Annotated in this window: 24 protein-coding genes; 10 read left to right on the top strand and 14 right to left on the bottom strand. The window is 59.8% G+C overall.

Annotated elements, in window-relative coordinates:
• Nucleotides 1–174 precede the first annotated feature (174 nt).
• Together CW354_RS00490 and CW354_RS00485 are read right to left on the bottom strand one after the other, a co-directional pair.
• Nucleotides 175–609: a DUF3775 domain-containing protein gene (locus tag CW354_RS00490; protein ID WP_104828091.1), complete on the bottom strand. Its 435-nt coding sequence runs from the start codon at nucleotides 607–609 to the stop codon at nucleotides 175–177.
• Nucleotides 610–632: 23 nt separating this feature from the next.
• Nucleotides 633–1,181, bottom strand: a complete 549-nt coding sequence (locus tag CW354_RS00485) for an HPF/RaiA family ribosome-associated protein (protein ID WP_104828090.1) — start codon at nucleotides 1,179–1,181, stop codon at nucleotides 633–635.
• Between the two features lie 202 nt (nucleotides 1,182–1,383).
• Between CW354_RS00485 and CW354_RS00480 the strand changes: the two genes are divergently transcribed.
• Nucleotides 1,384–2,043: a dienelactone hydrolase family protein gene (locus CW354_RS00480; RefSeq protein ID WP_207764592.1), complete on the top strand. Its 660-nt coding sequence runs from the start codon at nucleotides 1,384–1,386 to the stop codon at nucleotides 2,041–2,043.
• Nucleotides 2,044–2,105: 62 nt separating this feature from the next.
• Here the strand turns inward: CW354_RS00480 and CW354_RS00475 are convergent, their stop codons facing one another.
• From CW354_RS00475 to CW354_RS00455, 5 genes are read right to left on the bottom strand one after another with little or no spacing between them, the layout of a single operon-like run.
• On the bottom strand, nucleotides 2,106–3,041 hold the full coding sequence (locus tag CW354_RS00475) for an ATP-binding protein (protein WP_104828089.1): 936 nt from the start codon (nucleotides 3,039–3,041) through the stop codon (nucleotides 2,106–2,108).
• 4 nt (nucleotides 3,042–3,045) lie between these two features.
• A complete protein-coding gene (locus CW354_RS00470; protein WP_104828088.1) occupies nucleotides 3,046–4,404 on the bottom strand; it encodes an HlyD family type I secretion periplasmic adaptor subunit in 1,359 nt (452 codons plus the stop codon).
• Nucleotides 4,401–6,650, bottom strand: a complete 2,250-nt coding sequence (locus CW354_RS00465) for a peptidase domain-containing ABC transporter (RefSeq protein ID WP_104828087.1) — start codon at nucleotides 6,648–6,650, stop codon at nucleotides 4,401–4,403. The genes CW354_RS00470 and CW354_RS00465 overlap by 4 nt, the downstream gene beginning before the upstream one ends.
• Entirely contained in the window at nucleotides 6,647–8,323 is a 1,677-nt protein-coding gene (locus CW354_RS00460) for an ABC transporter transmembrane domain-containing protein (protein ID WP_104828086.1), read from the bottom strand. The genes CW354_RS00465 and CW354_RS00460 overlap by 4 nt, the downstream gene beginning before the upstream one ends.
• Nucleotides 8,323–10,713 (bottom strand): hypothetical protein, encoded by a 2,391-nt coding sequence (locus CW354_RS00455; protein ID WP_104828085.1) that lies wholly within the window; start codon nucleotides 10,711–10,713, stop codon nucleotides 8,323–8,325. Before CW354_RS00455 ends, CW354_RS00460 begins: the two co-directional genes overlap by 1 nt.
• A gap of 257 nt (nucleotides 10,714–10,970) precedes the next feature.
• On the opposite strand from CW354_RS00455, the gene CW354_RS00450 reads away from it, so the two are divergent.
• Nucleotides 10,971–13,181 (top strand): PAS domain-containing sensor histidine kinase, encoded by a 2,211-nt coding sequence (locus CW354_RS00450; RefSeq protein WP_104828084.1) that lies wholly within the window; start codon nucleotides 10,971–10,973, stop codon nucleotides 13,179–13,181.
• Between the two features lie 29 nt (nucleotides 13,182–13,210).
• A complete protein-coding gene (locus tag CW354_RS00445) occupies nucleotides 13,211–13,582 on the top strand; it encodes a response regulator (RefSeq protein ID WP_104828083.1) in 372 nt (123 codons plus the stop codon).
• Between the two features lie 53 nt (nucleotides 13,583–13,635).
• Here the strand turns inward: CW354_RS00445 and CW354_RS00440 are convergent, their stop codons facing one another.
• Together CW354_RS00440 and CW354_RS00435 are read right to left on the bottom strand one after the other, a co-directional pair.
• The gene (locus tag CW354_RS00440) at nucleotides 13,636–14,862 is read right to left on the bottom strand and encodes an ATP-binding response regulator (protein WP_165793454.1); all 1,227 of its coding nucleotides are present in this window, start codon (nucleotides 14,860–14,862) and stop codon (nucleotides 13,636–13,638) included.
• Nucleotides 14,863–15,063: 201 nt separating this feature from the next.
• Complete coding sequence (locus tag CW354_RS00435) at nucleotides 15,064–16,233, bottom strand: ATP-binding response regulator (RefSeq protein WP_104828081.1); 1,170 nt, start codon at nucleotides 16,231–16,233, stop codon at nucleotides 15,064–15,066.
• A 122-nt stretch (nucleotides 16,234–16,355) separates the two neighbouring features.
• Here CW354_RS00435 and CW354_RS00430 point away from each other — a divergent pair, with 122 nt between their 5' ends.
• Together CW354_RS00430 and CW354_RS00425 are read left to right on the top strand one after the other, a co-directional pair.
• Nucleotides 16,356–17,339 (top strand): DNA-binding response regulator, encoded by a 984-nt coding sequence (locus tag CW354_RS00430; RefSeq protein ID WP_165793453.1) that lies wholly within the window; start codon nucleotides 16,356–16,358, stop codon nucleotides 17,337–17,339.
• A gap of 75 nt (nucleotides 17,340–17,414) precedes the next feature.
• On the top strand, nucleotides 17,415–17,993 hold the full coding sequence (locus CW354_RS00425) for a PilZ domain-containing protein (RefSeq protein WP_133162102.1): 579 nt from the start codon (nucleotides 17,415–17,417) through the stop codon (nucleotides 17,991–17,993).
• Nucleotides 17,994–18,020: 27 nt separating this feature from the next.
• Here the strand turns inward: CW354_RS00425 and CW354_RS00420 are convergent, their stop codons facing one another.
• Complete coding sequence (locus CW354_RS00420; protein ID WP_104828078.1) at nucleotides 18,021–18,278, bottom strand: hypothetical protein; 258 nt, start codon at nucleotides 18,276–18,278, stop codon at nucleotides 18,021–18,023.
• Between the two features lie 205 nt (nucleotides 18,279–18,483).
• Here CW354_RS00420 and CW354_RS00415 point away from each other — a divergent pair, with 205 nt between their 5' ends.
• From CW354_RS00415 to CW354_RS00405, 3 genes are all read left to right on the top strand, one after another.
• Nucleotides 18,484–20,382 (top strand): sensor histidine kinase, encoded by a 1,899-nt coding sequence (locus CW354_RS00415; protein WP_104828077.1) that lies wholly within the window; start codon nucleotides 18,484–18,486, stop codon nucleotides 20,380–20,382.
• Between the two features lie 124 nt (nucleotides 20,383–20,506).
• Nucleotides 20,507–20,953, top strand: coding sequence for a response regulator (locus tag CW354_RS00410; protein ID WP_104828076.1), 447 nt, complete (start codon nucleotides 20,507–20,509; stop codon nucleotides 20,951–20,953).
• A gap of 160 nt (nucleotides 20,954–21,113) precedes the next feature.
• Nucleotides 21,114–21,617 carry a nuclear transport factor 2 family protein gene (locus CW354_RS00405; protein ID WP_104828075.1) on the top strand — a complete coding sequence of 168 codons (504 nt, stop codon included), beginning with the start codon at nucleotides 21,114–21,116 and terminating at the stop codon, nucleotides 21,615–21,617.
• Nucleotides 21,618–21,628: 11 nt separating this feature from the next.
• On the opposite strand, the gene CW354_RS00400 is transcribed toward CW354_RS00405, so the two are convergent.
• From CW354_RS00400 to CW354_RS00385, 4 genes are all read right to left on the bottom strand, one after another.
• Entirely contained in the window at nucleotides 21,629–22,375 is a 747-nt protein-coding gene (locus CW354_RS00400) for an SDR family oxidoreductase (RefSeq protein WP_104828074.1), read from the bottom strand.
• Nucleotides 22,376–22,392: 17 nt separating this feature from the next.
• Nucleotides 22,393–22,782 carry a nuclear transport factor 2 family protein gene (locus CW354_RS00395; protein WP_104828073.1) on the bottom strand — a complete coding sequence of 130 codons (390 nt, stop codon included), beginning with the start codon at nucleotides 22,780–22,782 and terminating at the stop codon, nucleotides 22,393–22,395.
• Nucleotides 22,783–23,018: 236 nt separating this feature from the next.
• A complete protein-coding gene (locus tag CW354_RS00390; RefSeq protein ID WP_165793452.1) occupies nucleotides 23,019–23,915 on the bottom strand; it encodes a diacylglycerol/lipid kinase family protein in 897 nt (298 codons plus the stop codon).
• A gap of 117 nt (nucleotides 23,916–24,032) precedes the next feature.
• On the bottom strand, nucleotides 24,033–24,311 hold the full coding sequence (locus CW354_RS00385) for a hypothetical protein (RefSeq protein WP_104828071.1): 279 nt from the start codon (nucleotides 24,309–24,311) through the stop codon (nucleotides 24,033–24,035).
• A gap of 74 nt (nucleotides 24,312–24,385) precedes the next feature.
• Here CW354_RS00385 and CW354_RS00380 point away from each other — a divergent pair, with 74 nt between their 5' ends.
• Together CW354_RS00380 and CW354_RS00375 are read left to right on the top strand one after the other, a co-directional pair.
• The gene (locus CW354_RS00380; protein WP_104828070.1) at nucleotides 24,386–24,913 is read left to right on the top strand and encodes an RNA polymerase sigma factor; all 528 of its coding nucleotides are present in this window, start codon (nucleotides 24,386–24,388) and stop codon (nucleotides 24,911–24,913) included.
• Nucleotides 24,914–24,921: 8 nt separating this feature from the next.
• A complete protein-coding gene (locus CW354_RS00375) occupies nucleotides 24,922–25,161 on the top strand; it encodes a hypothetical protein (protein WP_104828069.1) in 240 nt (79 codons plus the stop codon).
• Nucleotides 25,162–25,165 lie beyond the last annotated feature (4 nt).

The following is a 25,165-nucleotide window of genomic DNA, read 5'->3' as shown; positions in this document are numbered from 1 at the left end:
CCTGATAGTAACGTGCATCAAAGGGACCGCATCACAGCACATTCAACCGCTTACTGCGGGACCCCCGAAACAGCAGCGCTTTTCGCTAGGTCTTTTTTGCGTTCGGCTTTTCGTTGCAACCGTCAACATTTAATCCGTCCGTATGAAATCCACATGATACGCCCCAGGCGGAATTCAAAAATGCTCCCGTTCAAATTCGTCGAGATCAAATCCGGCTTGAGACAAGCCCTCTTCAAGATAGTCGCTGAATAGAGGCGTTTCGAGGAGGTAGAGCGGGATATGCTTGTCGGTCATCTCCGCCGCCCGTTTGCGGACCGTCGCCCATTCGCCAATCGTAAAATCGCCGCGCCCGATCCAGGTCAAGGCGATAATATCGAGCTTTTCGTCTTCGTTCAGCGCTTCAAGGGCGGAGGTCAGCTCTTCCTGCGTCGCATCCCCGGGGCTGTCTTCAAGAATGGCGACATCCTTGTCGTCGGACGGATTGGATCCTTCCTCCATTCCGGACGCTTCGGTTTTTTCGTCGAATTCGCGCGCTTTCATCAGGATGTAAAACGCCTTTTCCAGATTGATTGTCAGATCGACCGTTTTCGAGGCTGCATTATCGCCCATTCTTGCCTCCTATTTTAAAAGCATCACAGCGGTTTGACGAAAGTGGCCTGCGGACCTTTGTCGCCGCTCTCCTCGGCAAAGGCGACGCGAGCGCCTGTCTGCAGCTTGTCGAAACCATCATTAGCGACGCTATTGCGATGAAAATACACTTCACGGCCGTCTTCCGTTTCAAGAAAACCGTAGTCTTCTTCCGCAACCAATGTTGCGATAACGGCTTCGAGCGGCGCATCATGATGTTTCACGTCGCCGCGCAGTTTGCGCGCTTCATCCTGCAATTTGCGGCGCGCAGCCGCGAAGACGTCGCGGATCGCCACATAGATGTCTTCATGGGCGTGATCGAGCGGCGGGTTGCGGTCGGCGTGGATTTCCTTGCCGCCGGGCAGGGTCAAATGAACAGTCACCGAGAATAAATCACCATGGCGATGGTGTTTTTGCGGCTTGCCGACCGCAACGCGGCAGGCCGTGATCCGCCCGAAAAAACGCTCAAGTTTTTGGATTTCCTGCTCAATCCGCGCGCGCACCGCGTCCGGGGGCGCCATGTCTTCAAAAGTGATGTGAGGATCTGTTTCCATCAGGGAAACCTCTCGCTACGGTTAGCCTTTATTTCGCTAGCAGCGGATGGAGCGCCGTAGTTTGACGTGGATCAATATGCGCGGCAAGCTCTTCATTGAGAATATTACAGCAGCTTTGATGGGACAATAACGCGCCGATTGTGGAATATTTGCGCTAAGTAAGAAAGCAAAATAACCGGCGCGATGCTTTAGGCGCTTAAAGATGAATAGTTCTGGTTTTTCAACGCGGGAAGTCGTCATGACGCCCCGGCGTCTCGCCGGATTTCTCTCGACGCCGGAAAAGGCGCCGGGTTTGGTCTTGTTTGCTCACGGAAGCGGATCGAGCCGATTGAGCCCGCGCAATACGATGGTCGCTAAACGCCTTAACGAAGCGGGCGTCGCAACCTTGCTTTTCGACCTTCTCACTGAGGGGGAAAGCGCCGACCGCGGGAACGTTTTCGACATCGGCCTCCTCGCCGGGCGTTTGCTGGAAGCAACGGCGTGGGCGCGCAACGAGGCTGGCTTCGAGGCGCTGCCGATCGGCTATTTCGGGGCGAGCACCGGCGCTGGCGCGGCGCTCATGGCCGCCGCGGACGAACATGCTGAGGTTGCGGCGGTCGTCAGCCGCGGCGGGCGGCCGGATCTCGCCGGCGCCGCCGCCCTCAACGCTGTCCGCGCGCCGACATTATTGATCGTGGGCTCCAAAGACGTGCAGGTTCTGGAGCTGAACCGGCAGGCGCTGGCGGAATTGCGCTGCGAAAAGAAGCTTGAGGTGGTTTCGGGCGCGAGCCATCTCTTCGAAGAAGCGGGAACGCTCGAGCGTGCGGCGGATCTCGCCGCCGGCTGGTTTCAGCGCTGTTTCTCCAAATCACGCCGCGCCTGAAGCGCGAAATTTCCCTGTAAAGCCCCCGAGAAGAGCGCCGCCGCAAATCATATCGCCGGCATTCAGGTCAGGTCTTTGGGGCCGTGATTCGTTGCTGCAAACACCGTCACCTGATTGCCGGCTTCGTTATAGGCGAGCTTGTCGAAGCAGGTGAGGCGGGCGAGCTGAATGCCGCGCCCGTTTTTATAAGCGGCGCGGTCGGGCGAAAATTTGGTGAAATCGCTCCAGGCGAAACCCGGTCCTTTGTCTGTGATGACGACGTAAACGCCTTCGGGTTTTTTCGCGAGCACCGCCTCGGCGGCGCGTCCCTGATAGGCGTCATCGGCGAGACGCCGGTCGATTTCGGCTTCCAGCATGCCGTCCTCGATGAGGCGCGCCTTTTCCTTAAAGCCGATTTCGAGATTGCCGTGCTCGACCGCATTGCGCATGAGCTCCGTCAGGCCCTTGGCGGCCGCCGCGCGGTCGGGGAAAGCGTAAGCCAAAAAGCGCGCCAGGGTTTCCGCCTCCTGGATGGTGCGGAAAACGAATTTACCCGTTTCCGCAGTTTTCAACGTTTCCAGAAGCTTGAGGTAATGCGCGCCCGCGGCGCGGGTCTGCGCGGCTTTTTTGCGCGCCGCCTCGATGATGCATTTCACCGTTCCTTTCGAACTCGGCGCATGGATGACAAAGAACGCCGCGTCGAGAAGAATCTCGGGAAGGTGCGGCTCTTGCGCGGCTTCGCAGATGAGAACGGTCGGGACATGGCCGGCGACGGACTCGGCGAGCTCTTCAAGGCCGTCGCCGGAAAACCCGAGGAGATCGACGACGAGGACGGCGCGCTCGTCCTCGATGTCCATGAGATGCTGCGCGGTTTTCGCAAGATCGTCGAAGATGGCGCAGGCGCCGTCCTGCTCCCTGGCGATGGCGCGGGCGTGGCCGGCGTCCGCCGAAAAGACAACGATCTGGACGGGCGCGCTTTTTGCGTCCGCATCGGGTTTCAGGGAAGTCTCGGCGTTCATAAGGTTACTCCTTAAAGGCGCTTTCGGCGACTTTGCGGGCGGGCGAGAGGATATGGGCGAGAAGCGTGCGGTCGCCGAGAATGATGTCCGCCATCACCGTCATGCCGGGAATGATGATGTTCCGGCTCGGATCGCTCCCCACATAGTTTTTATCGAGCGAGACCTTGCCGCGGTAATAGCGCTCGCCCCCCGCGCCGGAGAATGTCGTCGCGGAAACGTAGGTGAGTTCGCCGCGCACCGAGCCGAAGCGGGAATAATCGTAAGCGCTGAATTTCACGTCGACGGCATGGCCGGCGTGTATTTTGCCGATGTCTTTGGGCGAGATCTTGATTTCAACGATCAGCTCGTCGTCGAGCGGCACGATTTCGGCGATGATCTGGCCGGGGCCGATGACGCCGCCGAGCGAGTTGACGCTGAGGCCCTTGACGAGCCCGCGCACGGGAGATTCGAGGGTCAGACTCCGGGCGCGCGCTTCGAGCTTTTCGATCGTCTCTTTATTTTGCGCGATTTCGGCGGTGATGTTGTCGAGCGCCACATAGGCGTTGTCGCGCGCTTTCGCCTCCTGCAGGTCAAGGCGCTGATCGTATTCGGCGAGCGCCGTGTGCGCGAGCTCAATGTCGCGGTCTATCTGTTTGGCAGCGCCTTTGAGATCGTTGAGATTGCGTTCGGTTTCGAGAAACTGAATGCGCGGCAAATAGCCCTCGGCGAGAAGGCTTTTTCGGCGTTCGTAAATTTCCTCGGCGATTTTGAGGTTGCTGGCGATGGTTTCGGCTTGCTCCTTCAGCGCCTGCAGCATCTGGTTTTTCTGCCGGCGTTGTTCGGCGATGACTTCCCGTTCTTCGATGAGCGCGCCGCGCATGCTGCGGAAGGTCTTTTTCTGCTCTTCGATATAGCGCGCGTCGGCGTTGGCGAGATGACTGAAATCCGGCTCGCGCCCCTCGATAAAGGCGCGAAAGCGCTCTTCGCGCGCATAAAGGGTCTGCTGCTTTTCCCGCGCCTGGCGCAAATCCTCGACGACGCCGTCGCCGACAAGCGCGACGAGCGGGTCGCCTTCATTCACGAGCTGGCCTTCCTCGACGAGAATATCCTTTATGACGCCGCCGGTGGGGTGTTGAACGGTGCGCAAGGAGCTTGAGGGCGCGACTTCGCCTTTGGTGCGCGTCACCGCGTGAATATTGGCGACGCCCGCCCAGACGAGGAGCGCCGTGACCACGGCTGCGATGGCGAAAGTCACGCTGCGGAAATCGTTCGGCGCCGTCGGCTCGGCGAGCTCCACCGAGGCGGCGAGATAGCGCAGATCGTCGGCGGCGCGTTCGTCCTCTGCGCCGCCGTCCTGGCGTGAAGCAAACAAATCTTTGATCATGCGACGCGCTCCATGGCGTTTCCGGTTTCGGTTTTCGCCCCCGCCGGCGCGGCGCCGGCCTGGCGCAAGCCGTAAGGGGTCACCTCATAGGCGCGGTCGCACAGGCTGAGGAGCTCTTCGTTTTGCGAGGCGACCAGAATGGTGCGCTTGCCGGCGTTTTCGCGAATGAAGATTTTGAGACGCAGCCCGCATTCGCCCATGACGAGGGGGCTCGGCAATTCGTCGATGAGAAAGAGACCGCCGTCGAGAAGATAAGCCCGCGCCATGGAGATCTGCATGAGAAGGTCGAAGGAAAGCGACCGGTTTTTGACGACCGGCGTGGCGAGACCGCCGGCGAGGGCTTTCACCGCGTCGGTCGCGCCCGCCATATCGAGGGCGCGCCAGATTTCTTCATGGCTCGCATCGGGGCGCACAAGGCGCAGGTTTTCCTCGATGGTTCCCTGAAAGAGCTGCGGCTGTTGCGGGATATAGGAAATCTTGCAGCGCAGGCTCGTCGTGTCGAGCTGGCGAATGTCGAAACCGTCAATGCGCACCGCCCCGTAAGAAGGGTCGTACATGCCCTGCACCAGCTTGAGAATGAGCGATTTGCCGGCGCCGCTGCGGCCCGTGAAGCCGATCGCTTCGCCGGGCGCGGCCGAAAAGCTGATATCGGTGAAGATCGGCGTCGTGCGCGTGTCGAAACGAAGCCCCGCTTTTTCGAAAGTGACGCCGCCGCGCAGGGATTTCAGCGTCGCGCCGGCGGCGCGCGCTTCCTCTTCTTCGACGACGTCCATCATCGAGTCGATCTGCAGGACGCTGTTGCGGATTTGCTCAAAGCGCTGAATGACCGCGCAGAAATTGTGGAACGGCGTCAGCGTGCGCCAGGTGAGGATCAGGCAGGCGATCATCGCGCCCGCCTGGATCTGGCCGGAAAAACTCAGCATGGCGCCGAAGGAGAGCGTGGCGAGGCCGCCCAGCAGCGTCACGCCATGGGCGAGCGTTTCCGCCAGATTGCCGGCGTTGGTGAGGCGCGCGAACGCGTCATATTCTTTTTTGGAAAGGCTGGCGTATTTGCTTTCCCATTTGCCGCCGAGCCCCGAGGCCTGAATGTCCTGGGTCTTGGCGAAGGTCTCCAGCAGGAAACGCTGGCTCGCTGCGCCGGTGCGCGCCGTGCGGCGGATGTCGACGCCGATGCGTTTGCGCATCAGCACAAAGATCGCGATGTAAAGGCCGACACAGGTGAGGGGAACGGCGACAAGCACCCCGCCAATAAGGAAAATGGCGACGAGATAAATCGCCGCGAAAGGAAGCTCCATCACCGACAGGAAGGCGACGGAATTGAAAAAATCGCGAAGCGATTCAAAAGAACGCAACCGCAAAAGCTGCGCCGTCACCGAGACGCTGTCGCTGGTCTGCGAGGACAGGCGCATCAGTTTCGAGAAAGAAAGATTGCCGATGATGTTGTCGATGCGCGCGGCGATCCAGGCGAGGCGGCGCGAGCGCAGCCCCCTGAGGAACCAGTCGCAGGCGATGGCGATGGTGACGCCGGCCACGAGATAGGGGAAGGCTTCGCTGACGCGGGCCGAAATCACGCGGTTATAGACGATCATGATGAAGAGCGGGGTTGCCAGGCCCAGAATGTTGATCAGAAAACTGAGGCACAGGATCTGCGCCAAGAGCCCGTAAAAGCGAATGGCGAGGGCGCGGAACCAGCCAAACCCGGCGCCTGCGCGCAAGACGGCGGCGGCTTCTTTTTTGTCGGATGACGATTTTGAAAAGGCGTAAATGCTCGCGCCGCGCAGCGTCTTGTCATCATCGAGGTTGACCGTCCGGGTTTCGCGCGTTTCGCTGTCGAAAACGCGGGCGATCCGGTCGCCGTCCTGAATGTCAATATCCAGAATGACGTAGGGAACCGGTTCTTTCAGCACCCCGCGCGGCGAAAGAACAAGCGCCGGCGCTTCGAGCTTGTCCTGGTCGCGCGTTTTCACGCGCGCAACGTCAAGGCCGAGATTGACCATGGCGTTCATCAGATCGATCAGATGAAAGCCATGCCCGAAATGCGGCATGATCTCGACCACTTCGCGCACCGAGCGGTTGCGCCCGAGAACGGAAAGAATGGCGCAGAAGGCTTCCGCATAAGGGCCGGAAAATCCGTCGCCCCAGCGCAAGTCGTGCAAACGTTCGTAAAGCGCATGGGTTTCCTTCGCGACGGCGCCGTCTTCAGGCGCGCGCGATGCGTCCGGTGTTTGATCGCCGATTCGGGTCATAACGCCTGCGCCTCCCCGAATCCCAGCGGGGAGCGACGCCGGGTGAGAGCGGCGCCCGCGCCTTCCGCCTGCAGGTCGCGGTTGCAGAAGCGGATAAAATTTTCATCCGCCGTGTTCAGGAGGATGACGCTGTGCGCGCTCATCTCCAGAAGCGTCGTCACCGTGAGGTCGTAGCTGCGGTTGTCGAGAAGCTCGCAGGCCTCGTCCACGAGAATGACCCGCGGCCGGGCCGCAAGCGCGCGGGCGATGGCGATCCTTTGCTTGAGGCCGGTGGGCGCTTCGTCGCCCTGCTTGCCGCTGATCACCGTGTTCCAACCATTGGGCATGCGCGCGACTTCCTTGTCGATGCCGAGGCTGCGGGCGACCTTCAGGGCGTCATGGCGCTCGCGCAGGCCGAAGCTCGTGAGGTTGTCGAGAATGGCGCCGTTGAAAAGCTCGGCGCCGGGCGCGAGATAGCCGACATAAGCGGCGCGTTTCGCAAGCGGGATCGAGGAAAGCGGCCGCCCGTCGATGATGATCTCCGCGCCCGCCTGCGGGGCGAGGCCGGCGATGATTTTCAAGAGACGCGAAGCTTTTTGCGGCGCTTCGGCCCTGATGCGCACGATATCGCCTTCGCGGAAATGGAGCGGCGCGCTGTCGCCGATCGGCGCATTGAAACGCCGCAGGGTGAGAACGCGTCTGGCGTTTTCGTTCTTTGCTTCGTCGATGACGCGCGCGGCGTCCTGTCCGCCGCCGATCAGCGAGAAGAATTGTTCGCGGCTTGCGTCATATTCCTGGTATTTCATCCACAAGATCATGCCGCGTTGCAGGGGGGAAATGAGCCGGCCCGAAAGCATGATGCAGGCGATGATCGCGCCGATGGTGAAAGAGCCCGAGGTTGCGATGAAAACCCCGATGGAGACCACCGAGGCGGTCATCAGATTGCCGAGCACCATGGAGGTGTTCAGCATGTTGGCGGAGGCTTTCGAAACCCGGAAATTGGCGGCGCTGGTGGCGTATTGCAGCGGTTCGTAGCGGCGCTCGAACAGTTTTTCGAGGGAAAAACATTTGAGCGCGTTCATGCTTTGCAGCGTCGAGACCAGGAAACCGTAACGCGCTTCATCCGCCGCCCGGCGTTCGGCGATCGCATCGCGCAGATAAAGGCTGCCGGCGAGGCCGTTGGCGAGAATGAAAACCACGATGGCGAGAGGGGCCAGAACCAGAAGCCCGCCGATCTGGAAAATCAGCGCCAGATAAAGAAAGACGAAGGAAAAATCGATCAGCACGGTGAGCGCATAGCCGGAATGAAAATCGCGGAAAGCGCGGATGGCCTGAAGCTGTTGCAGGCGCTGGGAGGCGGTTTGCGCCGAGAGGTCATCAAGGCTCGAATTCAGAACGCGCCTGATGGCGGCTCTGGAGAGATTGCGCTCAAATGTTGCGCCGTTTTTGGAAATGATCTTCCCGCGCTCGATGCGCAGGGCGATTTCAAGCCCGATCGCAACGATGACGCCGATGACCAGCATGATCAGCGTCTGGCTGGCGCGCGACGGCATGACTCGGTCGTAAACCTGCATGGAGAAGATCGGCAGGGCGATTGCGAGAATGTTGATGAAGATCGTGCCGACGATCAGCTCGGGCGTGCGGGAGCGCCAGAACCAATCGTACTTTTTATCCGCCCCCGCCGCCCCGGACATCAGCCAAACAGTCCCCCGCCGCCGTCGCCGAGGCCGGAAAGGCCGTCGTCAACCAGCGTCAGTCCTTCGGAAACGACCGAGTCCGGGTCGGGGAGATCAAGCCCGCCGTCGAAACCGGCGAGATCGCCGCCGTCGCCGTCGCCGATCACGAGGTCGCCGATCAGGTCGCCGTCCACATCGCCTGTGTCCGTGACGTCGAGCGACAGGTCGGCGTCGCCTTCCTGGGCGCCGAGAAGCTCCTGGGCCCCGTCGACCGTCTCATCCAGCGGCGAAAGCAGGGAATCGACGTCGAGATCGTCGATCAGGCCGCCGCCGTCGAGAGTCTCGTCCGCGCCGTCAAGGACCTCGTCTACGGCGTCCACAGGATCGACCGGGTCGCCGCCGAGAACGGAGACTTCTGCGTCGCCGTCGTCGAGAAGGTCGCCGGCGCCGCCGTCCTGTGTAGCGTCCGCTGTGGCGTCCGTGTCGAGGGGGCCGACAAGATTGAGATCGAGGAGCGAGCCCTCGCCGTCGTCGGCGGTGTCGCCGGTCGCGCCGTCGCCGTTAAGCGAGAGGGCGGAGTCGATTTCGATCAGCGGATCGCCGCCGTCTCCACCTTCGCCGCCGCCTGATAAAACATCGTCAACGACGCCGCCAAGGCCGCCGCCGTCATCGTCTCCGCTGTCGCCGCCGCCCAGGGCATCGTCGACGCCGCCGAGAATGTCATCGACAACGCCGCCATCGCCGCTGTCGCCGCCGAGAATGTCGTCGACGGGGTCGGTGACTTCGTCGATGATGTCGCCAAGGCCGCCGTCACCACCGTCAAGAATATCGCTGACGGAATCGGTGACGTCGCCCGCCGCATGGTCGAGGCCGTCATTCACCGTATCGGCGATATTGCCGACAACGCCGCCTGCATCCTCGCCGCCGCCGTCAAGGCCGTCGACGAGATCGCCGATGGGGCCGTCGTCCACAAGGTCCATGCCGGTCTCGCCGCCGAACCCGTCGAGAGGGCTGGTGACGTCTTCGCCGATTGTGTCGATGAGGCCGCCGGCCGCGCCGTCGACAAGGCCGCCGACGCCGCCGAGAATGTCGTCGACGCCGCCGCCGCCGGGAAGCCCGCCGACTGGCGCTGCGATGGTGTCCGCCAAATTGCCGACCGCATCGAGCGTTCCGCCCGGATCGGTGAAAACCCCGGCGATCAGGTCGGCGCCGCCGCCGTCGACAAGATCGCCGACGACATCGGTGACGCCGTCGACAGTCTCGCCAAATCCGCCGGTCGCAATCGTGTTGAAAAGATCGCCGACGCCCGAAACGGCGTCATCGACAAGCTCGCCTGCGGAAGGAACAGTCAGAAGGTCGGTTGCGCCCGACAGAGAGTCGGTCAAGTCCGTCAGTCCGACAAGGCCGCCGAGCGGCGTGTCCCCCAAGAGCGCGTCGCCGAGATTGTCGACTTCGGTGAGAACGCCGTTGAGGATTTCTTCGGCGTTTCCGAGGAGCGCATCCTGCACGCCGTCGACAATATCCGTAACCGGATCGAGAGCTTGCGCCGCGCCGTCTACCACATCGCCGACGATGTCGGTAACGGGATCAAGGGGAAGCGCGCCCACAACGCCGTCCACGGTTCCGGCGACGCCGTCTACAAGGTCCAGCACTGGTTCAACGACGGGGACGACGACGTCGGTGGCGACGTCAATCACGTCGTCAATGCCGGGTCCGTCGTCTCCGGGACTGTCGGGCGGCCCGCCAGGGTCGCCGCCGCCGTCCCCGTCATCGCCGCCGGGAGGGGGCGGATCGCCGCCGTCGGACGCGGGCGGGGGTTGCGTCGCCGGCGGCGTGTCCGCGAGGCCGCCACCGTCATCGCCGCCCGGCGTTACGGCCGGACCTTTTGCGATTGGCGGCGCGGCGGGCGCGTCAATCTCGTTAATTGCGGCGCCAAGCGGGGCAATGGAAAACTGCGCGCTGAAAGAGGAGCCGCTGGCGGCCCCGGCCCCGCCTTGAAACGATTTCGGCCCGGCGTCGTCGATATAAAGCGGTCCGGCCTGGGCGCCGTCGAGCGCGTTGACCGTGTTGAAAGACGGCGCTTCAGGCAGGGCGGCGCCGTAACTCTGCGCCGTATCGCCAATCGGTCCGCGGCCGAGCGCGTCAGCATTGGCCGAGTCGACGCTGACGCCGTCAAAGCCTATATGGGTTCCCTCGCCGGCGGGCGCGCCGCCGCCGGTCAGCCCGGCCTGAAGAACGGCGAAGTTGAGATTTCCCGATCCGGACACGCCTTCAAGAATGCCGTCCAGGTCCTCTGCGCGAAATTCCTCGGCCCTCAGGCGCGAAGACGCGGACGCTTCTTCGAGAGCCGCATCTTCGGCGGAAAAAAAATCGGCCGGAACGCCTTTGGCATCACCAATGGAAGGCATGTCACGCTCCTCTTCGCACCTCAGCAAAACTTCCGTCTAAGGAAGGTCGTAATGCTGATTGGCCGAGAAGCATCGACATTTATATTTAAATTCTGAACCCCCAGATGAGGGTAAGGATTAATGCAATTTTCCGGATTTTGTTAAGATTTTGCTCAGGATAAGAGCGATTGAAATGGCTTTAGTCTTTATACATACGTTCCGTAGAATCATAAAAGCGCGATTGCAAATGAAAATTTCGAAAGCGGACGTTTAAAATCTTGTTGACCGTCTTCATTATCTCCTTCGCGGCGGCGGCTGCGCTTTATGGGGCGGCCGTCGCGCTTGTGCGGCGCGCGCAGGGCGCGGGCGCTTCCCGGCTCTGGACGCAGGCCGATTTTCTGTACGCCGGCGTCCTGTTCGGCCTCGCGCCGCTGATCGCCTTTGAACTGACGGCGGCGCCTTACGCGTCGCCTGACCCATCGGCCGCAGCCGCGCATGCGCCGCTTTTCTGGGCTGCGGGGATCGGACTTTTTGCTTTTGCCGGCGTGTGCAGCGTTCAGATCTTCAGGCGCTATCGCCTCAATCCGCTGACTTTGATGGCCGCTGCGCTGGTTTACGCGCTGCTCGCCATGACCGGTTTCGCTGCGGTGCTGGCGGCGGCGTTCGATGATATTCGCAACGCTGTCACGATAGCCGCGATCGGCGCGGCGCCGTTGAGTTTTCTTTTGCACTGGCTTGTTTTCGTCGCCGGGCGCCGGGCGGGAGCGCTCGGGGCCGGCGCGGCGCTCGCCGCCGTCGCCGGGCTCGCGACGTCATATCTTGGCGCGCGCGAGACCGTCGCTCTTTTCGATGCGGCGCGAGCGGAATGGCTGGCGGTCTGGGCCGTCCTGATGCTGGCGGCGCTGCGCCCGCCGCGGCGCGGCAACGCCGCCGAGACGCACGGGTCCCTCTGTCTTGAAGACCTGCCGGCCGACCTGATGGCGTTCATTCTCGATACGGATGACCATGTGCAGTCTGCGACGCCTGCTGCGAAAAGTTTTTTCAGGCTGGAGCCGTCTTTGCCCCAGGGCTGTAAGGCGCCGTTGTTGACGCCGCTTTCGGCGGATGAAGCCGGGTCGCTTTGCGGCGCCGGCGCGGCGCGGCCCTGTTGTTTTATCGATCGCGCCGGCGTCGAACATTACGTTCGTCTTCATGAACGCCGGATCGAGCCTGAAAAGGGGCCGGCTATGCGTTTGATGGTCGCCGAACCGATCGACGATTTAATCGAACAGGAGAAAAGGCGCCGCCGCCTCAATCATCGCATGATTTCGGTCATTGACGCCAATGACGACATGCTCCTGTTCGTTTCCGCAAGCGGTCTCGTGACCGATCTCAACCGCTGCGCCCTGCAGTTTCTGAAAAAGGCGCGCAAGGAGTGTGTGAGCGAATATGTCTGGAACTTGTTTCCGCAAACGGAAAACGCGCCTTCCGGCGATGCCTGGCGCGAATTCCTGAACAACGCCCGGCGCCAGGAGAGCGTCAGAACCCAGGCGGTTTTGGCTTCCGGCGAGGGCAAGGCGCGCCTTTTTAAGCTGAATATTTCAAAGATTGAAAATGACGGCGCGGATCCGGAGTTTTTATGCTTCTGCCGCGACATCACGGAAATCACCCAGGCGCGCAAATCCTTTCAGGAAGCCCAGTCCCGTCTTGAACAGACCATCGCAAACCGCACCAGGGAGCTTCAGGACGCAAAAAAAGCGGCGGATAACGCCAATCTTTCCAAAAGCCGGTTTCTGGCGAATATGAGCCATGAGCTCAGAACGCCGCTCAACGCCATTCTCGGCTATACGGATCTCATGCTGCAGGACCTCGCCGATGACGGCAAACAGGGCTCGCAGGAATATCAGGATCTCGACCGCGTTGTCGTCAATGCGCGCAACCTTTTGAACCTGATCAACGACATTCTCGACCTTTCCAAGGTCGAGGCCAATAAGATGACGCTTTCCTACAGCGACGTCAGCGTCGAAGAGTTTGTGGACGATATCCGCGCCAGCGTCGATCCTCTGGTGACGAAACGGGGCAATATCCTTGCGGTCGATATCGCTGAAGAGCTGTCTTCGGTCGTCATAGACAGACAAAAGGTCTCGCAATGCCTGCTCAATCTTTTGAGCAACGCTGCAAAATTCACCGAAGGCGGAGAGATATCGCTAAAGCTTTGGATGAACGAAGACGGCGGCGCGCCGATGATCTATTTCGAAGTGTGCGACACGGGCAAAGGCATGACGCCGCAGCAATGCGAAGCGATTTTCGACGAGTTCGTGCAGGTTGAAGAGGCGGGCGAACAAAATACCGGCGGCACGGGGCTCGGCCTGCCGATCGCCAGGCGCTTCTGCCAGCTCATGGGCGGCGACATCGTTGCAACAAGCGCGCCGGGCGCGGGCTCGCGGTTTACGATGTGGGTGAGAAACGGCGCCGGCAACGCGGCGCAAACGGAGGAAGACGCCGCCTGATGCAGCAGGCGCCGTTATGAGAGGCTTATATGCGAGCGCTTAAAATCCTCATCGCCGATGACAACGCGGACGGCAGGGCGATCCTGGAGCGTTATTTGAAGCGTAAAGGCTGTGAGGCTGTGTTTGTCGCCGACGGCAAGGCCTGCCTTGAACGCGCGCTGTCGGAAGATTTCGACGTCGTGCTTCTCGACATGAACATGCCGGTCATGGACGGCTGGCGGGCGGCCGAGCAGATCCGTGCGCAAAAGACCTATGAAGAGCTGCCGATCATCGCCTTCACGGCTTACGCCATGCGCGGCGACCGCGAGAAATGCCTGGACGCAGGCTGCACGGACTATCTCTCAAAGCCCATAGACTTTGCCCAGCTTTCACAGATGCTGGAAAAACACGTCCGCGCCTGAAAAAAAGCGGCGGCCGGGAGGCCGCCGCGCAAGGCAAGTCGTGGAGGCAAGGTTTAGGCCGTCTTTATCTTGGGTTGCAGATAGGGAAAATAAAGCGTCACCAGCGCGCCTTTTCCCGAAGGGGCGTCAGAAATTTCGATCTTGCCCCGGTGATGGGTCATGATGGTGTTGGCGATGGCGAGCCCGAGACCGAGGCCCTCATATTCCGGCGTCTTGGCGTTCTTCGCCTGATAGAAAGGCGCCAGCACGTCCTCGCGCTCCTCTGCCGGAACGCCCGGGCCGTTGTCTTCAACGGCAATCTTGAAAAACTCTCTTGTCGCCGGTTCTAGGCGTACTTTGACGGAAGGGGTTTTGTCAGCGAACCGAACCGCATTGGACAAGACCGCCGAGACGGCTTTGCGGATATAATGCGGATTTCCTTTGACCGTTTGGTCCGGCTGGTCGGTGTAAATATTGATCTTCGCGTCTTTCATGTTCTGGCGATGATCGAGCATCTCCCATTCATGCAAGACGGATTCGCGCAAATTGACGTCGAGATTAGACGGCGCGGGCATGCCCTGTTGCAGCGTCAGGAAATCGGTCAGGTCCTCGACGATGCCGAGAAGGCCCCAGCCGCTTTTCTCGATATCGCGGATGCGCGCGGCCGCTTCCTCCGGACTCAAGCGCTCGATATCGTAGCTTTTCATTTGCTGGGAAAGGCCTAGAATGTGATGAAGCCGGGTGCGGACTTCATGATTGAGCTTGCCCTGCAAATCGTTCCGGTTGGCGGATTTCAGCGCCGCTTTCAGGATCGCCTCGACAGCCGCGTCGTCATCTTCGGCTTTGATGTTTTCTTTATCCCGGAGCTCGGCGAGCCTTTTCACGAGGCGCGTGTTGACGTCGCGGATGAGTCTGGTCGATCGCGCCTGATTGAGCTGTTTTTCGACCCGCGCCCAAACGACGGGAAAATCGTAAGGTTTCGTAACATAGTCGTTGGCGCCCATATTGAGCGCGCGGGTGATGGCGTCCGTGTCATGGCGTGCGGAAATCGCAATGATGGAGGGCTGTTTGCCCTCCTGGTCCGTCCGCAGTTTTTCGATAACCTCAAATCCGTCGACTTCCGGCATCATGATGTCGAGCAGAACGATTTCGTAATCGTCTCCATGAATGGATTCCAACGCTTCGCGGCCATTGCTGGCCATGGAGACGTCACATCCCATGCGCAGAAGATGGCGGCTTAATACATTTCGATTGTCTTCCAGATCGTCGACGACAAGCACTTTTGCAGCAGCTTCAGACATGTAAATCCCCATAGAAAACTCAGAAAGCACAGTTTAAAAATAAATGCGTCTTTTGATCACCCGCATATGAGGGTGATTTTGGGGAAAATTGTATCAATTCCAGACATGATTTCTCAGTATCGCACAGTGTTCCGGTTACTGAACATATGGCTGTGGACTTAAGTCAGGACTAATGAAATGCGCCGCGCAAAATAGGCGCGCTCATGAATAATGCGCGCCGGCGGCGCGCGCCGGGGCGCGCTCGTTTCTTGACGCTTCTTTGAGGCTGAGGCCGAAAAACACTTTCGTGCCTTTGCCGGGCTGGCTCTTGATGCTGACCCCGCCATCCATCAGACGCAGAAGACGGATGCAGATCGGAAGGCCGATACCCATGCCGCCTTCAAGATCGCCGCCGAGTTTTTCCTTGGAAAAACGCGGGTTTGTAAGAGAGGCTGCTTTTTCTTTGCTCATTCCGACGCCCTGGTCGCTGACGCAGCCTTTAAGCCGGCCGTCCGCGACCGCGACAGTGACGGAAATGACGCCTTCATTGGAATAGGCGACGGCGTTTTTGATCAGGTTTATGAGGATTTGCCGGATGCGCAGCCGGTCGCCGACATAGACAGCGTCGCATTCCGCGCCGGCCCTCAGCCGCAAGGTGATGCCCTTGTGCGCCGCGAAAGGCTCGAAAAAGGCGACCGTCTCCTGCAGCATGGTGAGGAGGTTGAATTTCGATGCGCTCAGACTCGCGGCGCCTTTATCGAGCCTGACGAATTCGGACAGATTGTTCAGAAAGTCTTCGAGATGAATGGACGCCGCTTTCATTTTTTTGATGGCGTCGGTCGCGGCCTGGTCGTTTCCCATGGCGATCAGATGGTCGCAATAGCCGGTGAGGGATCTGATCGGCGATTTCATCTCGTGGCTGACGACGGAAAGAATGCGGCTATTGATGGCCGCCTGCTCTTTGGCTTCCGCAATGAGCTCGCGGAGCTTTTTCTCTCGCTTGTAGCTTGATATAGCGAACCGGATCGTTCGATCGACAAGCTCCCGGGTCAGCGCTGCTTTTTCAAGATAGTCATAGGCGCCATAGTAAATGGCTTCCTGATCAAGTTCGGCGTTCGAAACGCCCGTCAGGAGAACAATCGGAAACGGCGCGGAGCGTCCGCCGATTTCGCGGATGACGTCCATCCCGCTGACCCCGCCGGGCAGGCGATAATCGACAAGCGCGGTGTCGAATTCATTCTCCGCGATGGCGATGCGCGCGTCGAACAGGTTTCTGGCGTGCGTGATCGTGTAGAAAGGACGTTTAATCGATCTCAAATGCCGTTTGAGGATTTCAACGTCTCTTTCATCGTCGTCGAGGACCAGTATCCGCAAGCTGTCGCCGCGCGGCATAGTCGAGACCCCTCCTGATGTCTTGCGGCGTTTAAAGCGCAAGTCTTAGTTTTTCATTAATCCCTTATTGAGTAAGGGTAACGACCTGATGCCGCAGTCGCATGCGCAGCATGGGAGAACTCATGTCCGATCAATCGCCACGGATGATTTGCATCGATGACGATCCGCTGGCGCTGGATCAGTTGCGGTTTTCTCTTGACGAAATTCGCTTGCCGATCCGCTGCGATTATTTCGGATCGCCGGCAAAGGCGCTAAGCGCGCATCGCAGCAATCCCGCCGATCTTGTTCTGTCCGATTTGCGGCTCGGCGCCACGACCGGGCTCAAGCTGATCGCGGAAATGCGTCATTACTCGCAGGACGGCATCTATATGCTGATTTCAGGGCAGGCGGACCTTGAGTCTGCGCTCGCCGCCATGAATTACGGCGATGTCTACAGGTTTTTCACAAAGCCCGCGGAGAAAGAAAATCTCGGCGCCGGACTTTGCGACGCGCTGTCCGAGTTGAATGCGCGGCGTCTGCGCAGCGTATCCCTGACGACACTGGGTGCAGTCGAGCAGCTCACCATCGGCGTGGCGGCCATCGGCCTGAATGGCGAATTGATCTTCGCGAATGCGGCGGCAAAACAGATTTTTGAAGAAAGCGGCTTTTTCGACATGCGCGGCGAAGCCGTGATCCGGTCGGTCAATCCGGAAGAAAGCCGGCGGTTCCAGGAATTTCTTCAAGCCGCCGCGTCGCATCCCGGCGATCTCCATGAACGGTGCATGTTCCGCTTCACCATGCCGGAAAAATCGACGCCCGTGACATTCTCCCTGTCCTACAGCGCCGCCGGGGGCCCGCAGGACCAGCCGTTTTTCAATGTTCTGGTGCTTGATCCTGCGCGGCGCAGCATGCCGGAGGCGGCGGAAATCGCCGCCGCGTTGAATCTGACGCCGAGCGAAGCGCGGATCGTCCACGGTCTCGCCGAGGGCGACAATATGGAGGAGGCGGCGCGCCGCGCCGGCGTTTCGCTCAGCACGGCGCGCTCTTATCTCAAGACTGTGTTCAGCAAGACCGGTGTTTCCCGGCAGGCCGAACTTGTGCGTCTGACGCTGCTCGCCTGCGCCTGAGGCCCCCATATGCGGATAGGCGGCATTTGAAATATCTCTAGGGTCGCCGCCGCAGCAGCGGGAGGCTTGGCGATTATGGCGGGCGAAAAAGCGCCGCGCGCCGGCCCTGAAAGGCGCCGGTTTCCACGGAAATTACTTGATGGTCCGGTGCGGTTCGCCACCGAAAACGAACCGGATGCGATCGGGCGCATCGTCAGCATTTCCGAATGCGGGTTGTACATGCTGTGCCGGACGCACGCGCAGGTCGGCGATCCTGTTATCGCCTATCCCGAGAGGCTGGGCCGCCTGGCCGGCGAAGTTTCGCGAAAAGACGAAAACGGCGTCGCCATCGAATTTTCGATGACTGAGGCAAAGCGCGCCTTTCTCGCGAAGCAATTGAACGCCGATTCCGCAGCGCCGCCTTTTCTGAGAATCATGGAGCGGCGCTCAGCTTTGCGAACCAAGCTCGATCTCGAAGCGGCGGCTGTCGTGGAGGGCGAGGATGAGCCGTTTCCATGCAGGATTATCGATCTTTCGGAGACGGGCGCCGGTGTGGAGGCCGGCTGCGTTCCGCCGATCGGCGCGCGCGTGCGCATCGGCATTCTTCATGGCGTTGTGGCCAGGCATACGCGCGGCGGTTTTGCTCTGGCTTTTTCGGACTCAGAATTGAAATAGCGGGTGGGCGCCAGGGTCGCCCGGGCGTTAACAATCCTCTTCGCGAAGCAGGTCGAGGCTGCGGCGCCATTGCTTCAGGGCGCGCCAGGCCGTCTTCTTTTCCTTCGCGCCGGCGCTGACGGAAAGCTCTCCATCCGCGCGACGATGAAAAGCCGTCTCAGGGACGACTTCCGCCTCCACCTCGTCTATGGCGGGGGCGAGAACGCGGTCGCGCGCAGACGCCTTTTTGCGTGTTGAAATCACGCAAGGCAGGTTGCGCCGGTTTTTGAAAGCGCCCGCGGGCATGATGGCTGTCCGTTTCGTTGCGGCTAAATCAAGGAACTAAATGAACCGCTTGCGGCGGGGCGCCCCCAAATGAGGGCGCCGGCGGCTTTGCCGGCAGGCGTTTCAGGGCCGTCAACGAGCTCTTGCGAGCAGACGGCGAATGCTTCGATAGTCGCGGGATCGGGTCTTCTCCCAAGGCGTCAGCCCTATTTCCCGGAGCTTTTATATGGACAGCCTGCTCCAGTTTTTCTCGACGGATAATTTCATGCCGCACGGGCACTGCTATTTGTGGCTCCCGCATATTCTCTGGCTGCATGTCGCCAGCGACGCGCTGATCGCCATGGCCTATTTCGCCATTCCTCTGGCCCTGTTCCGGCTGGCGCGAAGGCGCCCGGATTTCGGCCTGAACAGGACGATCTATCTGTTTGTCGGCTTCATCATTCTATGCGGCCTGACGCATGTGATGGAGATTTATACAATCTGGGAGCCGGTCTATTTTCAGCAGGGGCTTATAAAAGCGCTGACCGCCATCGTCTCTGTCGCGACGGCGATCGCCGTCTGGCCTTTGCTGCCCAAACTCGTCGCCGCGCCGAGCCTGTCGCAGCTGGAAAAAGCGAATGCGAAACTTGAGCGCGCGAATGCGGCTTTGAAGGTCAGCGAAGCGCGGCTCGAGCTTGCCGTGAACGCCGGCGGCGTCGGCCTGTGGGACTGGGACATCAAGACCGGTGAAGACTGGTTTTCAAAGGTCTGGTTGGCGCATCTGGGTTATCAGCCGGGAGAGGTCGACTATCATTTCTCGACATGGGAGGCGCTGCTGCATCCCGAAGACCGGGAGCGCGTCATGAAAGAGCTTGACGCGCATATTGAAACCGGCGCCGCATACAAGCCTCAATTCCGCATGCGCACGAAATCCGGCGACTATATATGGGTGGAGGCGTTCGGCGAGGCCAGCCGGGATGAGCAGGGCGCGCCGGCCCGCATGGCCGGCACGCTGATCGATATCACCGCGCAAAAACAACGCGAACTTGAAAACGAAAACAATCGCCTCTTCCTGCAGTCGGTTCTTGAAAACGTTCAGGACGGCATTGTCGCCTGCGACGAGCAAGGAAAGTTGACGCTGTTCAATTTTGCAGCGCGCCGGGCCCATGGCATGGACGCGCACGAAATCGATCCGAAGGAGTGGTGTACGTATTACGACCTTTACGAACCGGATGGAGAAACGCCGTTGGCCTTGCACCGCGCCCCTCTCTTCAGGGCAATGAAAGGGGAAATGATCGAATGCCAGGAAATCGTTATCGCTCCGAAAGACCTTCCTGTGCGTCGTTTCTTAGTCAAGGCGATGCCGCTTTCCAATGCAGAAGGCAAGCAGATTGGCGCCGTTGCGGCGTTGCATGAAGTTACAGTGGAGCGCGAGCGCGAGGAGGCGCTGAGACGGTCCAATATCGAACTTGAACAATTCGCCCGGGTGGCTTCGCATGACCTTCAGGAGCCCTTGCGAAAGCTCATAACTTTCAGCGAGTTCCTGAAAGAAGACCTCGGGGGCGTCCTGAATGAGCGCGTTCAGGCCGATATCGATGCGATAAGCGACTCGGCTTCGAGAATGAAACAGCTCGTGAGCGACATTCTGGAGCTTTCGCGCCTGAAAGGAAATGAAGGTCCGCCCGAAAAGGTGAGCCCGCGCGCCTGCATCGAAACGGTGATGCTCCGCCTTTCCGAAGGCAGCCTGAAAGGCGCTGAATTTTCCTATGAGGAGCTGCCGGACGTGCTCGCCGACGCAACGCTTCTGACGCAGGTTTATCAGAACCTGATCGTCAATGCGTTGAAATTCATGCCGGCGAACCGGCGCCCGAAAATTTCATTCACCGCGACAACGGATGGCCGCACGGTCGTGCTGGGCGTGAAAGACAACGGCATTGGCATTGATCCTGAATTAGAAGATTATGTATTTCAGCCGCTTTCGCGTCTTCACAGCCGCGATGATTATGAAGGGACCGGCATCGGGTTGGCGATATGCAAAAAAGCAATAGAGCGCATGGGAGGACGTATCTGGGTCGCCGGCGGCGATGATGAAGGCGCGCACTTCAAATTCGAATTAAAAGCCGCCGTGAACAGTGCAATCGATTGATACATTATATCGTCTTGTTGATTTTTGATGCTTTCGTCATCGTTTATCGCTATTGTGGGCGCGGGTGAGAAGAATCGATTGCGGACGGACTCGTTTAGTCTATCCGTGAGGCGGATAGCGTCTTATGGCTGGAAAAACATTTACCGTGCTGCTGATCGAAGACGATTCGGCTGACCGGGAAATTATTACGCGCGTCATTGATGAAAGCGGCTTTTCCGCAAAAGTCGATGTCGTATCCACCGGGGACGAAGCGCTTGATTATCTGCTGAATACAGGGCGTGAAAAAGGGCGGGACAATGTCGCCCCGGGCCTTATTCTTCTCGACCTCAATCTGCCCGGCATGTCGGGGTTCGATCTTCTGCAAAAACTCAAGGCGGAGCCCGGCGTAAAAAATATTCCCGTGATCGTGCTCTCCACATCCGACGCGCCTGAAGACATCAATCAATGTTATGCGCTTGGCGCGAGCTCCTTTGTCACGAAGCCGTCAAGCCTTCAGGGTTTTGTCGACATCATGCGGCAGATCGAACGCTACTGGTTCGATATCGTCTCGTTGCCGGGCCAGGTGGCCTGAGCGCGGGCGATTCGCCGTACAACCTCAATTTTCGCGCTCCCGGCATGGACAGGGCCGCGGCGGGCGGTCAGATTTCCGGCGCGCCGGGGCGGCCATCAGGCGCGCGGACCGCGGCAGCCGCAAGGAACCGTCGTAAAGAAGGGACCGCAAAGGGGCGAAAATGCAGAGCAGATTATCGGCGGAAGACCGTTTCGGGATTCAGGATCTCTTCGCCGCCTATGGTTGGGCGCTCGACACAGGCGATGCCGAAGGGCTGGTTGCGGTCTTCACCGAAGATGCGGTGATGATTGAAGAGGTTTTCGAAGATCCGGATATTTGGGAAGGCCATGAGGGCATTCGCGCGCTCGCCAACCACTATTTCACGTCGCCGGGCTTTCCGGGCCGTCAGCATCATGTGACGCAGCAGGTTTTCACGCCGAAAAGCGAAGGCGCCGTCGCCGTGAAGTCCTTCGCTTTCGTCACCGAATGCCATGGCGAGCCGCCTTATCTCCTGCGGTTCGCCGGTTGGTATGAGGACGACGTCGTGAAAGGCGATGACGGGGCATGGCGTTTCAAAAAGCGCGTCGTCCGGCTGTGGGACGGCAAGGCGTTGGAGCGGTTTCCCGGCCATGGCGACTGGGTTCCGCGCAAACGGCCGCCGGAGCTCGCGAAAAACCGCGGCTAGTGAAGGCGCGCTTATCCGATTTCCACGCAGCCGCCATCCACATAAAGATCGACGCCGGTGATGAAGTTCGCCTCGCCGGAGGAAAGAAACAGGATCGCGTCGGCGATTTCGCCGGGCGTTCCCATGCGCTTCATGGGGACAGAGTCCGTCATCATCTTGCGCATTTCATCGATTCCTTCCGGCGGCAGGCCGCTGCGATTGATGATCGGCGTTTCCGTGGGGCCGGGGCTGACGAGATTGACGCGGATTTTTTCGGCGACGAGCTCGGCGGCGAGCGTGCGCGCAATGGCGCGAAGCCCCGCCTTGGCCGAGGCGTAAACGCAATTGCCGGGAATGCCGAGAACCGATCCGATAGAACCGGTGAAAACGATGGCGCCGCCTTCGCGCATCAGCGGCAGCGCTTTTTGCGCAGCGAAGAACGCGCCGCGCAGATTGACGCTATGAACGTCGTCCCAGAATTCGGGCGTGACCTCGCGCGCCGGGGCAAATCCGCCGACGCCAGCGTTGACGACAAGGGCGTCGATCCCGTCCATGGCGCCTTTCAGCTCCTTGTAAAACCCATCCAGCGCATCGAGATCGGCCATGTCGCAGACGGAAGCGAGGAGGGCGCCCGTTTGCGCCTTCGCCTCGCCGAGGGTCTTCTCATTGCGCCCGGTGATCGCGACCTGCGCGCCCTCATCTGCGAACTTTTTTGCGGTGGAAAGACCGATGCCGCTATTGCCGCCGAGAATGACGGCGTTTTTTCCGGAAAAACGCATGGAGGCGTCTCCTCTTGTCAAAACATGGAATGGGGATTTGGCGACGCCGTCGGGACTTCCTGCACGCAGTCCCAATGCTCGACGATAAGGCCGTTTTCGAGGCGGAAGATATCGATGACGCCGAAGCCGGGATCGGACGGAAAACGGATGACGTGATAATGCAAGATGACGTGGTCGCCGTCGACGAAGGCGCGTTTCAAATGCTGTTCGGCCTCGGCGCTTTCCGCCTGTTTCTCGTCGAGAAACGCTTTTAACGACTCGACGCCCGGCGGCGCCATCTGGCTGTGCTGGATGTAATCGGGCGAGATGTAATCGTCGACTTTGCTCGAATCGAGCGGGACCAGAACATTGTGAAACATGTCGAGGACATGGTTGAGGTTGCGCTCTTCTTCCGGCGTTCTTGTCATGGTTTCGCCTCAATCTCCCATCGCCCGCGGCGCTAGGTGAAATATTGCATCCCTTGCCGGCGCCCATTGCAAGCAAAAGTCATGGCCGGGCCGCCCCATTTCGCCGTCAGTCAGACAAAAATTCAGGAATGAAGCAAAGACAGCGGTTTCCATCCGTCGGAATCATCGCACGGGCTGCTCGATGAGGTTAGGTTTTTTGCCGACCGGTGCTGCGACAAACACCGGATAGGTTGAAATCATTCCGGACAAAGCACCGTCAGGGCGCGCGGTTCGATGCGCGCCTCCACGGGGCTGGCGAGCGCCATGGGTTCGCCGTCGACAGCGACGGTGACGCAATCGTCTTCCGCCCTCACGACGCACTGCGTCGCCTCGCGTTGATCGATCGCCTCGGAGGCGTCGATGTCGCCGCGCAACACTTCCAGGACCCGGGCGACGAGATCGACCCCGTCGCGGCTGTCCGCGAGATAAAGCGCCAGTTTTCCCCGGTCCAGGCGATCGCGCGTCGGCCGCATGCCGACGGCGCCCGTATAGCGGTTGTTCGCAATCATCAGCATATTCGAGCGGACCTTCATGACTTCGCCTGAAACCGTCAGTTCAAAGCGCGCCGGCGCCGAATGAAACAACGTGTAAGCCGCCTCCGAAATGGCGCCCAGCCGCTCTTCCAGCGTCGGCGCCTGGCGCAGGTGTTCGCGCGCTTCGGCGACTTCGGCGTAATCGCCGAAAACCACATTATTCAAAAAAGTGCGGTCGTTAATCCTGCCGACATCGATCTTTTTAGGGCGCCAGTTCAGGAAATCGCCGATCGCGTCTTCCAGGTTTGCGTCGATCCCCAGATCGTGCGTGATGAGATTCATGGTGCCAGCCGGCAAAAAAGCGACGGGCGCAGGCGCATGCGCAAAAGCTTCGGCCGCCATGGCGAAGGTGCCGTCTCCGCCGGCGATCACCGCCATGGCGAGGTCGTCCGGACGTTTCAGGCAGTCGCAAAATTCCTTGAAATCCCCCGGATCGCCGCATGCGATATCGGCGTCCAAGCCTGCTTCCTCCAACCTCGCCGCGATGAGCGAGGAAACATTGTCGGCGCCCGCAGCCTCAACGCTGCCGGAATGCGTGTTGATAAAAACGCTGGCTTTCATATTTGCGGCGATCCTTTCATGCATGAACAGGCGGGAGAAAGGCCGGTTCCGCATGGCCGAATTCGGAAGCGTATTTGCGGTGCTTTCCGCAGCGTCCCACGCTTCATTACGGATGTTTTACATCTGATCATTTTGTAATGCCGGCGCGGCGCCGGCTTTGCGGCGCCGGTTTTCCTTTAGCGCAAGGCCGGGCGCGGCTTCAAACGGTCTTTGCCGTACATCAAAAGCCGCCTGCGGGCTCGAAAAATTAAGCCCTCTTTTCAAGTAGATGAGGCGGTTTTGGAGTAAGTTCCATAAGCCATGGAAGAAACGCGAATTGCGCAGCATCTGACAGATAATCAACATACTGAAAATACAGAGATTGCATAACGTGAACAGGCTATTGCGGTTCAGCAAAATATAGCCGCGCTTTCATTTGATTTCGATTTTAGCCTGCGCCACCTTCCAGTCGCGAAAGACAGGAGGACGACATGCAAACGCAAATTTCAACTGCCGAGCTTAATGACTGCCTGCCTGCGCTCCATCGTTTTGCGCTTCAGTTGACGCGCAATCAGGACCGCGCCTGCGACCTCGTGCAGGACAGCGTCGAGCGCGCCCTGCGCAAGGCGCATCTTTTTGACGGGTCAAACCTGCGGTCCTGGCTTTTCACGATTTGCCGCCGCGTCTTTCTCAACCAGATCCGCAGCGAAAAAGCGCGCGGCGTTGCTGTTGAGATGGATGACGCGCCCCAATCGCGCCTTTCAAGCGCTCAAACCCAGGAGCAGACCATGCACTTCAATGACGTTGTCGATGCTTTTCAAAAGCTTCCGGTGAATGACAGGGTCATTCTCTCCCTCGTCGTGATCGAAGGCATGAAATACGAAGAGGCTGCGGAGATGCTGGACGTGCCGGTGGGCACAGTGCGCTCGCGCCTGTCCCGGGCGAGAAACCGGCTGATGACGATGACAGAAGGCGAAAATGAGGCGGAAGAAGGAACCAATCTCGCCGCCGTCGTGTAAAAGGGGGCATGGCTAAGGTAGTTGAGTTTGTCACCCGACTGGATATCGACGCGCTGGCCGACGATCAATTGGCTGAAGAGCGCGAAGACGCGGTGCGCCGTCATCTGCAAACGGATGGCGGCGCTTTAGAAGATCTCGTGAAAATGGATATGCTGAATGCAGCTCTTCAGGCCCTGAAACCGGCGATTTACCGGGATCGCGCCTTGCGCGAGACGGTGGAAAAGCTTTTGCGGCGGCGCGCGGCGTAAAAGC

This window comes from Hyphococcus luteus, from assembly GCF_002943565.1.
GTDB lineage: Bacteria > Pseudomonadota > Alphaproteobacteria > Caulobacterales > Parvularculaceae > Hyphococcus > Hyphococcus luteus.
The sequence above is the reverse complement of the archived record's forward strand: the minus strand, read 5'-3'. Positions and strand labels throughout refer to the sequence as shown.

Bases quoted from the DNA above. Each gene is read 5' to 3' on its own strand.
- CW354_RS00485 (WP_104828090.1), bottom strand. From the start codon at position 1,181: ATGGAAACAGATCCTCACATCACTTTTGAAGACATGGCGCCCCCGGAC.
- CW354_RS00425 (WP_133162102.1), top strand. From the start codon at position 17,415: ATGGCGGGCGAAAAAGCGCCGCGCGCCGGCCCTGAAAGGCGCCGGTTT.
- CW354_RS00375 (WP_104828069.1), top strand. From the start codon at position 24,922: ATGGCTAAGGTAGTTGAGTTTGTCACCCGACTGGATATCGACGCGCTG.
- CW354_RS00390 (WP_165793452.1), bottom strand. From the start codon at position 23,915: ATGAAAGCCAGCGTTTTTATCAACACGCATTCCGGCAGCGTTGAGGCT.
- CW354_RS00475 (WP_104828089.1), bottom strand. From the start codon at position 3,041: ATGAACGCCGAGACTTCCCTGAAACCCGATGCGGACGCAAAAAGCGCG.
- CW354_RS00395 (WP_104828073.1), bottom strand. From the start codon at position 22,782: ATGACAAGAACGCCGGAAGAAGAGCGCAACCTCAACCATGTCCTCGAC.
- CW354_RS00410 (WP_104828076.1), top strand. From the start codon at position 20,507: ATGGCTGGAAAAACATTTACCGTGCTGCTGATCGAAGACGATTCGGCT.
- CW354_RS00415 (WP_104828077.1), top strand. From the start codon at position 18,484: ATGGACAGCCTGCTCCAGTTTTTCTCGACGGATAATTTCATGCCGCAC.
- CW354_RS00420 (WP_104828078.1), bottom strand. From the start codon at position 18,278: ATGCCCGCGGGCGCTTTCAAAAACCGGCGCAACCTGCCTTGCGTGATT.
- CW354_RS00490 (WP_104828091.1), bottom strand. From the start codon at position 609: ATGGGCGATAATGCAGCCTCGAAAACGGTCGATCTGACAATCAATCTG.
- CW354_RS00440 (WP_165793454.1), bottom strand. From the start codon at position 14,862: ATGTCTGAAGCTGCTGCAAAAGTGCTTGTCGTCGACGATCTGGAAGAC.
- CW354_RS00445 (WP_104828083.1), top strand. From the start codon at position 13,211: ATGCGAGCGCTTAAAATCCTCATCGCCGATGACAACGCGGACGGCAGG.
- CW354_RS00435 (WP_104828081.1), bottom strand. From the start codon at position 16,233: ATGCCGCGCGGCGACAGCTTGCGGATACTGGTCCTCGACGACGATGAA.
- CW354_RS00480 (WP_207764592.1), top strand. From the start codon at position 1,384: ATGAATAGTTCTGGTTTTTCAACGCGGGAAGTCGTCATGACGCCCCGG.
- CW354_RS00470 (WP_104828088.1), bottom strand. From the start codon at position 4,404: ATGATCAAAGATTTGTTTGCTTCACGCCAGGACGGCGGCGCAGAGGAC.
- CW354_RS00460 (WP_104828086.1), bottom strand. From the start codon at position 8,323: ATGTCCGGGGCGGCGGGGGCGGATAAAAAGTACGATTGGTTCTGGCGC.
- CW354_RS00400 (WP_104828074.1), bottom strand. From the start codon at position 22,375: ATGCGTTTTTCCGGAAAAAACGCCGTCATTCTCGGCGGCAATAGCGGC.
- CW354_RS00430 (WP_165793453.1), top strand. From the start codon at position 16,356: ATGTCCGATCAATCGCCACGGATGATTTGCATCGATGACGATCCGCTG.
- CW354_RS00455 (WP_104828085.1), bottom strand. From the start codon at position 10,713: ATGCCTTCCATTGGTGATGCCAAAGGCGTTCCGGCCGATTTTTTTTCC.
- CW354_RS00380 (WP_104828070.1), top strand. From the start codon at position 24,386: ATGCAAACGCAAATTTCAACTGCCGAGCTTAATGACTGCCTGCCTGCG.
- CW354_RS00405 (WP_104828075.1), top strand. From the start codon at position 21,114: ATGCAGAGCAGATTATCGGCGGAAGACCGTTTCGGGATTCAGGATCTC.
- CW354_RS00465 (WP_104828087.1), bottom strand. From the start codon at position 6,650: ATGACCCGAATCGGCGATCAAACACCGGACGCATCGCGCGCGCCTGAA.